Raw genomic sequence first — 13101 nt, 5'->3', positions numbered from 1 at the left:
GACATGGGATTGCGGGTCTCAGGCGGGAATGGAAATACCGCGAACCGAGGCCGGGCGCTGCGAGCAGTCGGCGAACCAGCGCTGGACATTGGCGAGCTTGTCGAGGCCGGTGATCTCGCCGGCACCGTAGAAGCCGCCCAGCGTGCGGATCCAGGGCCACACCGCGATATCGGCGATGGTGTAGTCGTTGCCCATGATATAAGCGCGCCCGTCCAGCCGCTGCTCCAGCACCGCGAGCAGGCGTTTTGCTTCCGCCGTATAGCGTTCGCGCGGATAGGGATCCTTGACCTTGTCGGCCGCGAAATGATGAAAATGGCCGAGTTGCCCGAACATCGGCCCGAGTCCGCCCATCTGCCACATCAGCCACTGGATGCAGTGGTAGCGCTCGGCCGGATCGGCCGGGATCAGCTTTCCGGTCTTGTCGGCGAGATAGAGCAGGATCGCCCCGCTCTCGAACAGCGCCAGCGGCGCGCCGCCCGGACCGTCGGGATCAAGGATCGCGGGGATCTTGTTGTTGGGGTTTAGCGACAGGAATTCAGGTGTCATCTGATCGTTCGTCTCAAACGACACCTTGTGCGCCTCGTAGGGAAGGCCGAGCTCTTCCAGCGCGGCGGACACCTTGATGCCGTTCGGCGTGGCAAGCGAATAGAGCTGCAGCCGGTCGGGATGCGTCGCCGGCCAGCGGCGGGTGATCGGGAAGTTGTCGAGTGCGGCCATAAGTGCTTCTCCTGATGCGAGCTTTCTGTGCTTCTAGGGGATCATCGCGGGTCTGTCTCGGCGGATTTCCCGTCACAGGCCTCCGGTTTGGGTGCAGAACCGCTCGCGGTGCAATTTTGGTCTTGGACTTGTCACGATTGCGTGCTCGGATCTGCCTCCTTGGAAATGCGAACCGCATCGGCACCGGAGCACCCGGGGGTGGAATGGTCTCTCAACGGGCCGTCAAACCAGGCCGGAAGATCGGGGGAAGGGGTAGGCATGCGCGGCAAGTTCGGGTTCTTCGGCCTCGGCGGCCTGGTGGTTCCGGCGCTCGCCGGCCTGCTGGTCTTGGGTGTGACGGAAGCTCCGCAGGCACAGGCCCAGGACGCGTCGGAGCGACGGATCGTCACGATCGACAATGCCGACTATTTCGGCGCGGATTTCGAGACGCTCAAGGACGTCGACCTCGACACCTGCAAGGCGGCGTGCCTGGAGAGCAGGCAGTGCCGCGCCTTCACCTACAACACCTCGGCGCGCTGGTGTTTCATGAAATCCGATGTGGGCCAGTTGCAGGCCTTCACGGGCGCTGTGGCCGGGCGCATCGTCACGGTGGCGCGGCGCGACGATGCAAGCCGCAAGGCGCGTGGCGACGAACTGGCCTTCCTGTCCGGCTCGCTGGTGAGCGATGCGGCGGCCTATGCCCGGCGGTTGCCACGCGATTTCAGGGCGGGCGGAGAAAGCGTCGGCCAGTTGGAAAACCAGGCGCGCGCGGCCTTTGGCAGCCGCGATTTCGATGAGGCCGAACGCCAGTTCGCCCGTGCCCTGACGGTCGATGCCGAACGCCCGGACCTGTGGACAGGACTGGCCGGATCGTTGCTGGCTCAGCGGCCCTCGGACTGGCAGCGACAGCGCCAGGTGGAGGCCGATGCAACCGGTGCCGCGATCAACGCCTATCTGGTGTCCGGCAGCCAGGACGAGCGTGTCCAGGCCCTCGATATTCTCGTCTCGGCGCTGGAGCGCCGCCAACTGTACAAGCCGGCGATCAAAGCCCTGCGGGCCGCCCTCGCGCTTGAGGAGACATCGACGCGCCGTCAGCGTTACGACCAGATGGTGGCGAGCTACGGCTTCCGCATTCTCGACCATCAGGTCGATTCCGATGCGGCGACACCGCGCATCTGCGTCGTCTTTTCCGAAACCCTGCAGAGGGGGCTGGATTTCTCGCCCTTCGTGCAGGTGACCGGCGCGGGATCGGTTTCCATCGAGGGAGACGGTGCCCAGATCTGCATTGACGGCATTCGGCACGGCGAGCGCTACGGAGTGCTGCTGCGCTCGGGTGTCCCGTCGGCGGATGGCGAGACGCTGGACAAGTCGGCCGAACTGACCGTTTATGTCCGCGACCGCGAGCCCTCCGTGCGCTTCCTCGGTCGTGCCTATGTTCTGCCCTCGGGCGAGGGCGCCACGATCCCTCTGGTTACCGTCAACACCAACACCGTCGAGGCGGAGATCTACCGCATCGGCGAGCGCGGCCTTTCGCCCGCCCTGCGCGATCGCCGGATCCTGTCGCAGCTCGACAACTATCGCTCCGAGCAGGTCCGCGACGAGTATGGTGAAAAGCTGTGGTCGGGAACGGTCGAAACCGAACTCCGCCTGAACCAGGATGTGACCACCGCGGTTCCCGTCGCCGAGTTCGGGCTGACCATGCAGCCGGGCATCTACGCGATGGTCGCCCGGCCCCGCGGCGACACGCAGAACGCCTGGGGAGCTCACGCAACCCAATGGTTCCTCGTCTCGGATCTTGGCGTCAGCGCCTATACCGGATCACAGGAAACGGCGGTCGTCGTTCGCAGGCTGTCCGATGCCGGGCCTGTCGAGGGAGCGAAAATTCGTCTGGTCGCGGTCAACAACGAGGTGCTGGGCGAGGCCACCAGCGATGCGGACGGCTTCGCGCGGTTTCCGCCGGGCCTGTCGCGCGGGACGGGCGGCAGGGCACCGGCGCTGGTCAGTGCCGAAACTTCCGAAAATGGCGACTATGCCTTTCTCGATCTGACCAAGCCGGCCTTCGATCTGTCCGACCGGGGCGTTGAAGGCCGCGCGGCGCCAGGTCCCGTCGATGTGTTCGCCTGGCTTGATCGTGGCGTCTTCCGCCCGGGCGAGACGGTGCATGTCGGCGCGATGGCCCGCGACCGCGATGCCCGGGCGACGACCGACTTGCCCCTGACCTTCATTTATGAGCGTCCCGATGGGGTCGAGCACAGCCGCGTGATGATCGGTGACGCTGGCGCCGGCGGGCGATCTCACGCCCTGCAGGTTCCTGCCACCGCGCAGCAAGGGAGTTGGTCGGTCAGGATCCACGCGGACCCGAAGGGAGAGGCCTTGGCGCGCCTGTCGTTCCTGGTGGAGGATTATCAGCCGGAACGGGTGGATTTCACGCCGCAGACCGAGGCCAAGGCCTTCGACCCGGAGACGCCGCCGACCGTCTCGCTGGAAGCGAAGTTCCTCTACGGTGCCCCCGCCTCGGGACAGCGCATCGAAGGAGAGGTCGTGGTGTCCCCGACCCGGCAGTCGCCGGCCTATCCGGGCTACACGTTCGGTCTCGCCGACGAGCAGATCTGGCCGGAACGGGCGTCCCTTCCCGACGGGATCTCGACCGATGACGACGGCAAGGCGAGCTTCACGCTTCCCGTGCCGCAGTTGCAGCCGACGACTGCCGGCTACACGGCCACGGTGATCACCCGGGTGGTCGAAGCCGGCGGGCGCTATGTTGAGCGCGGCCTCGACCTGCCGGTCGTCGCCGACGGTCGCAGGATCGGTGTCAAGCCGGCGTTCGACGGGGGCGTCGACGAGGGAGCTCCGGCCGAGTTCGAGATCATTGCCCTTGACGCGCAAGGCGAGCGGATCTCGGCGGACGTCCAGTGGACGCTCCTGAACATCGACACCCGCTACCAGTGGTACAGGTCGGATGGACGTTGGTCCTTCGAGCCGGTAACGACGAGCCGCAAGATCGCAAGTGGCGACCTTGCCGTCACCAAGGACGGCTTGGCCCGTCTGTCGGTGCCGGTGAAGTGGGGTGAGTATCGCCTTGAAGTGGTTGCCAACGGGCGCGAGCCGGCAGCGACGAGCCTCACCTTCAATGCCGGCTGGTACGTCTCCTCGGCGTCGTCGCAGACGCCGGATGTGCTGGATGTCGGCCTCGACAAGACGGCTTACCGGTCTGGCGAGACGGCGAAGTTGCGGTTGAAGCCTCGTTTCGACGGCACTGCTCTGGTGTCGGTGATGGCGGATCGGCTGATCGAAAGCCGCGTGGTCGAAGTGGCGCAGGGGGAGACGGAGATCGATCTCACCGTCACCGATGACTGGAGCAGCGGTGTCTACGTCACCGCGACGCTGCTGCGTCCGATGGATGTCGAGGCGAAGCGGATGCCTTCGCGGGCGCTCGGCCTGCAGTGGCTTTCCGTCGATCCGGGCGAGCGTCGCCACACGGTCGAGATCGAGGCGCCGGCCACGCTGCGCCCGCGTTCGACCATGGAAGTCGGCCTGACGATCCAGGGCCAGCCTGCCGGCACGCCGGCCTTCGTGACGGTTGCCGCGGTCGATGTCGGCATTCTCAACCTCACCCGTTTCCAGACCCCGGATCCGGCCGGCTGGTACTTTGGCCAGCGGCGTCTTGGTATGGAAATCCGCGACTACTACGGCGAACTCATCGACCGGACCGTGGGCGATCTCGGTGTGGTGCGGTCCGGCGGCGATGGCGGCGGACTGGCGTCCGCCGTGCCGCCGCCGCAGGAAGAGCCGATGGCGCTGTTCTCGGGCGTTGTTGAGACCGACGCCGACGGACGCGCCATGGTCTCCTTTGAGGTGCCGGACTTCAACGGAACGGTGCGTCTGACCGCCGTCGCCTGGAGCGAAAGCGGCGTCGGGCATGCCGAGCGTGAGGTGACCGTGCGCGATCCGCTCGTTGTCACCGCCACCCTGCCGCGCTTCCTTGCACCGGAGGATCAGTCGCGTCTTCTGGTCGAGATCGACAATGTCGAGGGGCAGGCAGGTGACTATGTGTTGCAGACCATCGTCGATGGGCCGGTCTGGTTGCAGGCGGAGGACGCCTCCCGCACGCTGACGCTTGCCGCCGGCGAACGGCAGACCCTGCGCATTCCGCTGATGGCCGACACAGGCACGGGAGATGCGTCCCTGACGCTGACGCTCGCCGGGCCGGATGGCCCGGTCGCGGAAAAGACCTTGGCTCTCGGCGTTCGCGACACCATGCCCCCCTTGATGCGTCGCTCCTTCGTGACGCTCGCGGCCGGGGCCGGCCTGACGTTGGACGGCGGCACGCTCGCCGGCATCGTGCCGTCCGGCGCCAGCGTGACGGTCTCGGCCGGCGGCGCCGCCCGGATCGACATTCCGGGCCTGCTCGCCGCCCTTGATCGGTATCCCTATGGCTGCACCGAACAGGTGACGAGCCGGGCGCTGCCGCTGCTCTATCTGAACGAACTCGCCGTCGCGAGCGGGTTGGAGACCGATGGCGAGGTGCGCAAGCGGGTGGAGCAGGCAATCGTTCGTGTGCTTGGAAACCAGAGCTCGAACGGGTCCTTCGGCCTGTGGTCGAGCTTCGGGTCTCAGGACACGTGGCTCGATGCCTATGTGACCGATTTCCTGCTGCGGGCACGTGAGCGGGACTACGACATCCCCTCGCTTGCCCTGGAGTCCGCACTGGAGAACCTGGAGAACCGCATCGCCTATGCGTCCGATTTCAACGATGGCGGCGAGGCGATCGCCTATGCGCTCTACGTTCTGGCCAGCGCCGGACGCGCCTCGATCGGAGATCTGCGTTACTACGCGGATGTGAAACTCGACGATTTCGCAACGTCGCTCGCCAAATCGCAGATCGCCGCCGCGCTCGCGCTTTACGGCGAAGCCGGCCGCGCGGAGCGTGCTTTCGCTGCCGCGGTCGGGGAGAGCGGGCGCGTCGAGATGCTCAGCTACCGTTCGGACTATGGCACCGTGTTGCGCGACAATGCCGGTGTGCTGGCTTATGTGACCCGCGCCAGCGCCACGTCCGTTGATGCGGCGGCCCTGACACGCGATGTCGCCAATCGGCAGGACGCGACGCCCGTGCTTTCGACGCAGGACATGGCCTGGCTGCTGCTTGCCGGTCATGAACTGGAGAAGAAGGCGGAGGCCGCGCGCTTTGCCGTGGATGGATCTCCGGTGTCCGGTCGGCTCGACAGGCGGCTTGCGGGCACGGCGGTGTCCGCACAGCCGATGCGGATCGAAAACCGCGGCGACAAGGCCACCGATGTGGTGATCACCGTCAGCGGCCGGCCGGTCGAGCCGGAGCCTGCCGGTGGTACCGGCTACAGCATCACCCGAGCGTTCTACGATCTCGACGGCAATGAACTGTCTACCGAAGCGGTGCCGCTCAACACCCGCGTGGCCGTGGTGCTGACGGTCACCCGTGATCGGCCGGGCAGGGGGCGGATCATGGTGGTGGACCGTCTGCCGGCGGGCCTCGTCATCGACAACCCGCGGCTGGTGCGCTCTGGTGACCTTGGTGGCCTGGACTGGTTGTCGACGGTGGACAACACGGAACATGTCGAGTTCCGTGACGACCGCTTCGTGGTTGCGCTGGACGAAACGCAGCAGAACCTCGACGTGATGACCTTCGCCTATCTGGCACGCGCGGCGCTGCCGGGCAGCTTCGCCCATCCGCCCGCGACGGTGGAAGACATGTATCGGCCCGATCTTGCGGCCCGCACCGACACCGGGCGGCTGGAAGTGCTCGGCCCGCTGCGCTGACGGTGGGGCGGGAAAGGCAGGCGGATGAGGCAGGCGAAACCTGGCAGGCGGGTGCGGCGGCTGGCGATTGGCCTGTGCTGCGCCGGCCTCTTGGGTCTTGCCGCGCTCGCCGCGGCGCTGGCGGTCCAGGTTGCCACGCTGGATCGGGAGGGTCTGCCCGGCGCCGTCGAGATGTCCCGGTCGGTGAGCGACCGGAATGGCCGGCTGTTGCGCGCCTTCCAGACGGCGGATGACCGCTGGCGGATGCCGGCTTCCCCCGAGGATGTGGATCCGCTCTATCTGAGCCTGCTCTTGGCCTATGAGGATCGACGGTTCAACGATCATCATGGTGTCGACCCGCTGGCGATCCTGCGGGCCGCCGCCCAGTCGCTGGCGAACGGACGCATCGTGTCGGGCGCCTCGACGCTGACCATGCAGACCGCGCGGCTGCTGACGGAGACGCCGACGCGCACGCCTGTGTCGAAGTGGCGGCAGATCGTGCTGGCGCTTGCGCTGGAGCGCCATCTGGACAAGCGGGAGATCCTGTCGCTCTACCTCGCTCGCGCCCCGTTCGGCGGCAATATCGAGGGCGTGCGGGCGGCCAGCCACGCATGGTTCGGCAAGGAGCCTGCCCGACTGACGCCGGCGCAGGCCGCGCTGCTCGTGGCCTTGCCGCAGTCGCCCGAGGCACGCAGGCCGGATCGGTTTCCCGATGCGGCGCGCGTCGCACGCGATCGGGTGCTGGCGGCGGCGCAGGCAGCGGGTCTGCTCTCCCACGAGGATGTGGTCGCCGCGCAGAAGGAGGCCATCCCCCGCACGCGCCGGCCAGTGCCGATGCTTGCGCCCCATGCGACACGACAGGCACTCGCCCGCAGCGAAGCGGCCGATCAGCGCCTGACCATCGATGCGGACGTGCAGGCCCGGCTCGAGGCGCTGGTCGCCGAGCGCGCCGGACGGCTCGGCAGCCATGTGTCGGCGGCCGTGATCGTTGCCGACCACGGCAGCGGCGAGATCCTGGCGCGGGTCGGATCGGCCGGGCTGCTGTCGCAGGCACGGCGCGGCCATGTGGATATGACGGGCGCCATCCGCTCGCCCGGTTCAACGCTGAAGCCGCTGATCTATGCTCTGGCCTTTGAACAGGGGGTGGCGCATCCCGACAGCCTGATCGAGGATCGGCCGACCACCGTCGCCGGTTACAGCCCGACGAATTTCGATCTTTCCTTTCAAGGCACGGTTCGTGTCCGCGAAGCCCTGACCGCCTCGCTCAACGTGCCAGCGGTCGCGCTGCTCGATGCGGTCGGCGTTGCCCGGTTCGTGTCGCGGCTTAAGCGGGCCGGCACCTCGCCGCGCTTCCCCGCCGGAGAGGCGCCGGGACTTGCGGCCGCGCTTGGCGGGTTCGGCATCTCGCTGCGCGACCTGGTGGCCCTCTATGCCGGCATCGCGCGCGGCGGCGTGGCGGTTCCGCTGCGCGAGAGCCTTGCCGAGGGGAGCGGAGAGGCGCTGCTGCCGGAGGGCCGCCGCTTCCTGTCCGAGACCGCGGCCTGGCGGATCGCCGACATCTTGTCGGAAGTGCCGCCGCCCGATACGGCGAATGGTGCCGGCATCGCCTACAAGACCGGGACGTCCTACGGCTACCGTGATGCATGGGCAATCGGGTTCGACGGTCGTCACACCATCGGCGTCTGGGTCGGGCGTGCCGATGGAACGCCGGTGCCGGGATTGACCGGCTACAAGTCGGCGGCGCCGCTGCTGTTCGACGCGTTTCAGCGTGTGGCCGCGCGGCGCACACCGTTGCCAAGGCCGCCTCGCGATTTCGATCCGCTGGTGGATGCGGTGCCAGCGCCCATGCGCTACGCTCGCACGGTGGTGCGTCCGGACGGCCAGCATGCCCGGCGTGGGCCCGAGATATTCTTCCCGCCGGACGGAGCGACAGTGGACCTGGGACTTGGCGAGGGCCGCGATGCGGCGCTGGTGGTGAAGCTCCGCAGGGGCCGGGCGCCGTTCCTCTGGCTCGCCAACGGGGCACCGGTGGCGAGCGGGCCCTTTGCGACATCGCTGGTCTGGCAACCGGACGGACCCGGCGCGTCCACCATCTCGGTCATCGACGCGGATGGCAATTCCGCCCGCGTGACGCTCGACCTCCGATGAGTCTACCCTGCCCGGAACTCATCGGGGGCGGGCAATCTCGGTCTCGTCTCTCGAGCCCCGCCGTGTTCCGGCTCCCACGCGAGACGACGTCGGAAACTGCCGCGACAAGTGCGATTGCCGCGACCGCGGGAGAAGTCCGGCTCAATGTTGCGTCAGTCCCGCGCGCCGACTATTGTGCGCCACCCGGACAGCCTGTCCGGTCAAACGCCACACTCCAAGAGGTCCAGCATGTTCAAGGGATCCATCCCCGCACTCGTCACGCCGTTTCGCAATGGAGCGGTCGACGAGAAAGCGTTCCAGGAGTTTGTGGATTGGCAGATAAAAGAGGGCAGCCATGGGCTTGTGCCGGTGGGCACCACTGGCGAGAGCCCGACGCTGAGCCATGACGAGCACAAGCGCGTCATTGAATTGTGCATCGAGGCCGCCGCCGGCCGCGTGCCGGTGATGGCGGGCGCGGGCTCGAACAACACCGTCGAGGCCATTGACTTCGCCACCCATGCGGAGAAGGCCGGCGCGGACGCCCTGCTGATCGTGACGCCCTATTACAACAAGCCGAACCAGGCTGGTCTGATCGCCCACTATCGGGCCATCGATGCTGTCGTCGGCATCCCCATCTACATCTACAACATCCCCGGCCGGTCGGTGATCGACATGCAACCGGAGACGATGGCGGAGCTGTTCAGGACGTCGCGCAACATCAAGGGTGTGAAGGACGCAACTGCGAACATGTCGCGTGCCAGCCGCCAGCGCGAGCTGTGCGGGCCGGATTTCGTCCAGTTGTCGGGCGAGGATATCACCGCGCTCGGCTTCAACGCCCATGGCGGGACGGGCTGCATCTCGGTCACGGCGAATGTTGCGCCGCGGCTCTGTTCGCAGTTCCAGGAGGCGATGCTGGCAGGCGATTTCGCAACGGCCTTGTCGATCCAGGATCGGCTGGCACCGCTGCACAATGCGCTGTTCATCGAGCCGAACCCGACCGGGGCGAAATACGCCCTGTCGCTGCTCGGCAAGCTCGAGAACGAGCTGCGCCTGCCGCTGGTTCCGGTCTCCGAGCCGACCAAGGCTGCAATTCGCGATGCCATGACCCATGCGGGTCTGCTCAACTGACAAGGACGGTTTGCCGGGCGGCGTGATCCGCTGCCCGGCGCCGGTAAATGAAAATGGCCCAAAAGAGCGCCGCCGACAGCAACCGCAAGCTTATCGCCGACAACCGCAAGGCCCGGTTCAACTATGAGATCGAGGACACGCTGGAAGCGGGGATCGAGCTCAAGGGGACCGAGGTCAAGGCGCTGCGCGAGGGCAAGTCGATGATTGCCGAATCCTACGCCAGCTTCGAGGGCGGGGAGTTCTGGCTGATCAATTCCTACATTCCCGAATACCTGCAGGCCAACCGCTTCAACCATGAGCCGCGCCGCAAGCGCAAGCTCCTGTTGCACAAGCGGGAAATGGCTAAGCTCGCCCTCGCCGTCGACAAGGACGGCAAGACGATCGTTCCCCTGAAGCTCTATTTCAACGAAAAGGGACGGGCCAAGGTCGAGCTCGCACTTGCGCGCGGCAAGAAGCTGCACGACAAGCGCGAGACCGAGCGTCAGCGCGACTGGAACCGGGAAAAGGCGCGCCTGTTGAAAAACGCTGGATAAGCTGGGGGAAAACTCTGGGTGAGTGGTGGAAAACGCAGTGCGCGTTTTTGCTTTGTTCCTGATATTTTACTTCAGAAAACTTCCACAACTTACTCGAAGTTCACGAGATCCGGATTTTAGAGGATCGTGCTCAACAGCGCGCGCCTTTCGCTGTCGATCGGAACCGGACGCCTTGTGGATCGATCGACCTGAACATGGACGAAGCGGCCTTGCGCGCTGGCGGCATGTTCTTCGCCGGCAAAGAGTGCGATCTCATACGTCACCGACGAGCCCCCGAGCCGGGCGACCCTGACCCCGGCCGTCACTGTGCCGGGAAAAGTCAGTTCCGAGAAATAGGCGCATTGCGTCTCGACGACGAGAAACACCGTCTCGGAGCCTCGCGGATCGAGCACGCCTTCTTCGATCAGCCAGCCGTTCACCGCTGTATCGAAATAGCTCAGATACTCGACATTGTTGACGTGGCCGTAGATGTCGACATCCATCCAGCGCGTCGGGATCGACCGGAACAGGCGGAAATCGTCACGGGTCAGCGGTGTGGGGCGGGTCATTGGCAGACACTCCCTCTCGTCACAGCGTGCGGCGGCCGAACGTGTTCGTGCGCGGAAAGCCGTTGGGGGGCAGGCGTCCTGCCTGGGCGCGGTCGCCGCGCCAATCCGTCAACTCGTCCATCTTGCGGTTGAAGCTGCGTCCGGACGAGTCGACCCAGGACAGGCCGTCCTCGGCCTTGAACACCGTCACGTCGGACACGCCGCCGTCGCGATAGCGCTGCAGCCGCACGCCGCGCCCACGTGCCATCTCCGCAACCTGTGCCAACGGGAAGACGAGCAGCTTCCGGTTGCGCCCGATGATCGCCACATGGTCGCCCTCGGCGGCAACGCAGAGCCGCGCCTCGATCGGCGGCGTCACATTGAGGACCTGCTTGCCCTTGCGGGTATTGGCGACGACATCGGCCTCGTTGACCACGAAGCCGCGCGCTTCGTCGGAGACGACGAGAAGCTTCCGGTCGCCGCGATAGACAAAGACGTCGATGACGTCCTGACCTTCCTCCATGTCGACCATCAGGCGGATCGGCTCGCCATGGCCGCGCCCGCCCGGCAGCTTGTCGGCGCCGAGCGTGAAGAACTTGCCGCCGGTGGTGAAGACGAGCAGCTTGTCCGTCGTCTCCGCCAAAAGGTGCAGTTTCAGACTGTCGTCCTGCTTGAAGGTCAGCGAGGAGAGGTCGGACTGATGCCCTTTCAGGGCCCGGATCCAACCTTTTTGCGAGATGACGACGGTGATCGGTTCCTTCTCGATCATCGCCTGATGAATGTCTGTCAGGTCGTGATCGGGCGCATCGCCGAAAGTCGTGCGGCGCTTGCCGAGCGGTGTTTCCGGTCCGTAGGCCTTGGCCATCTCGCCGATCTGCTTGCCGATCTTCGTCCACTGGCGCGCCTCGGAGCCAAGCAGCGTCAGCAACTCGTCGCGCTCGGCAGTGAGCTTGTCGTGCTCCTTGCGGATCTCGAGTTCCTCGAGCTTGCGCAGCGAGCGCAGCCGCATGTTGAGGATCGCCTCGGCCTGCACGTCCGTCAGGCCGAAGGCCGCCTTCAGCGACACCTTGGCATCGTCCTCCTCGCGGATGATGCGGATTACCTCGTCGAGGTTGAGATAGGCGATAAGGTAGCCGCCGAGCACTTCCAACCGATGCTCGATCTGCGCCAGTCGGTGCTGCGAACGGCGAACCAGGACGTCCTTGCGGTGGTCGAGCCACTCCTGCAGGGCCTGCTTGATCCCCATCACCATGGGAATGCGGCCGCCCGACAGGACGTTCATGTTGAGCGAGAAGCGGTTCTCCAGGTCGGTGAGCTTGAACAGCGACTCCATCAGCAGCGCCGCATCGACATTCTTGCTGCGCGGCACGAGGACGAGGCGGACATCCTCGGCGGACTCGTCGCGAACGTCATCGAGCAGCGGCAGCTTGCGGGCCTGCAGCAACTCCGCGATCTTCTCGATCAGCCGCGACTTCTGCACCTGATAGGGGATCTCGGTGACCACGACCTGCCAGGTGCCGCGGCCAAGATCCTCGACCTCCCAGCGAGCCCGCACGCGGAAGCCGCCGCGGCCGGTCTCATAGGCCTCCAGGTAGGCCGCGTCGCTCTTGACCAGAATGCCGCCGGTCGGAAAGTCCGGCCCTTGGATGAATTGCAGCAGGTCTTCGGTCGAGGCACCGGGCGTCTTGATCAGATGCTGCGCGGCGGCGCAGAGCTCGCCGATATTATGTGGCGGAATGGAGGTCGCCATGCCGACGGCGATGCCGGCCGCGCCGTTCGCCAGCAGATTGGGAAACCCGCCCGGCAGCACCACGGGCTCCTTGTCGAGCCCGTCATAGGTCTCGCGGAAGTCGACCGCGTCCTCATCCAACCCGTCGAGGGTGCGCACGGCGATGTCGGTGAGGCGCGCTTCCGTGTAGCGCATGGCCGCCGCGCTATCGCCGTCGATATTGCCGAAGTTGCCCTGACCGTCGACCATCGGGTAGCGGACGGCAAAGTCCTGCGCCAGGCGGACGAGCGCGTCGTAGATCGCCTGGTCGCCATGCGGGTGATATTTACCCATGACGTCGCCGACGACGCGGGCGCATTTCTTGAAGCCGGCATTCGGATCGAGCTTGAGCAGCCGCATCGCATAGAGGAGGCGACGATGCACGGGCTTCAGCCCGTCGCGTACATCCGGCAGCGCGCGGTGGGTGATGGTCGACAGCGCGTAGGAGAGGTAGCGCTCCTCGAGCGCCGAACGAAGGTCGACAGGCTCGATGCCGCCCGGCTGAATCAGGTCTTTTCCCATGCCTTACTCGCTACAGGCATTCGCGGTC

General features: G+C 66.2%; 7 protein-coding genes. 4 read left to right on the top strand and 3 right to left on the bottom strand.

The annotated features are described in order from the left end of the window. Positions 1 to 18: 18 nt before the first annotated feature. The gene (locus TSB10P1A_RS19390; protein WP_186389592.1) at positions 19 to 717 is read right to left on the bottom strand and encodes a glutathione S-transferase N-terminal domain-containing protein; all 699 of its coding nucleotides are present in this window, start codon (positions 715 to 717) and stop codon (positions 19 to 21) included. Positions 718 to 975: 258 nt separating this feature from the next. On the opposite strand from TSB10P1A_RS19390, the gene TSB10P1A_RS19385 reads away from it, so the two are divergent. The 4 genes from TSB10P1A_RS19385 (at position 976) to smpB (ending at position 10256) form a co-directional block, all read left to right on the top strand. Further along, positions 976 to 6489, top strand: coding sequence for an alpha-2-macroglobulin family protein (locus TSB10P1A_RS19385; protein WP_186389591.1), 5514 nt, complete (start codon positions 976 to 978; stop codon positions 6487 to 6489). 24 nt (positions 6490 to 6513) lie between these two features. Beyond that, positions 6514 to 8616: a penicillin-binding protein 1C gene (pbpC, locus tag TSB10P1A_RS19380; RefSeq protein ID WP_186389590.1), complete on the top strand. Its 2103-nt coding sequence runs from the start codon at positions 6514 to 6516 to the stop codon at positions 8614 to 8616. A 228-nt stretch (positions 8617 to 8844) separates the two neighbouring features. Then, positions 8845 to 9723 (top strand): 4-hydroxy-tetrahydrodipicolinate synthase, encoded by an 879-nt coding sequence (dapA, locus tag TSB10P1A_RS19375; protein ID WP_186390077.1) that lies wholly within the window; start codon positions 8845 to 8847, stop codon positions 9721 to 9723. A gap of 53 nt (positions 9724 to 9776) precedes the next feature. Then, positions 9777 to 10256 carry an SsrA-binding protein SmpB gene (gene smpB / locus TSB10P1A_RS19370; RefSeq protein WP_186389589.1) on the top strand — a complete coding sequence of 160 codons (480 nt, stop codon included), beginning with the start codon at positions 9777 to 9779 and terminating at the stop codon, positions 10254 to 10256. Positions 10257 to 10372: 116 nt separating this feature from the next. Here the strand turns inward: smpB and TSB10P1A_RS19365 are convergent, their stop codons facing one another. Beyond that, positions 10373 to 10804 (bottom strand): thioesterase family protein, encoded by a 432-nt coding sequence (locus TSB10P1A_RS19365; RefSeq protein WP_186389588.1) that lies wholly within the window; start codon positions 10802 to 10804, stop codon positions 10373 to 10375. A gap of 19 nt (positions 10805 to 10823) precedes the next feature. Continuing rightward, the gene (gene parC, locus TSB10P1A_RS19360) at positions 10824 to 13073 is read right to left on the bottom strand and encodes a DNA topoisomerase IV subunit A (protein ID WP_186389587.1); all 2250 of its coding nucleotides are present in this window, start codon (positions 13071 to 13073) and stop codon (positions 10824 to 10826) included. Positions 13074 to 13101: the final 28 nt, after the last annotated feature.

The organism is Stappia sp. TSB10P1A, from assembly GCF_900185725.1.
Taxonomy (GTDB): domain Bacteria; phylum Pseudomonadota; class Alphaproteobacteria; order Rhizobiales; family Stappiaceae; genus Stappia.
This window is presented reverse-complemented; position numbering and strand designations above follow the sequence as displayed.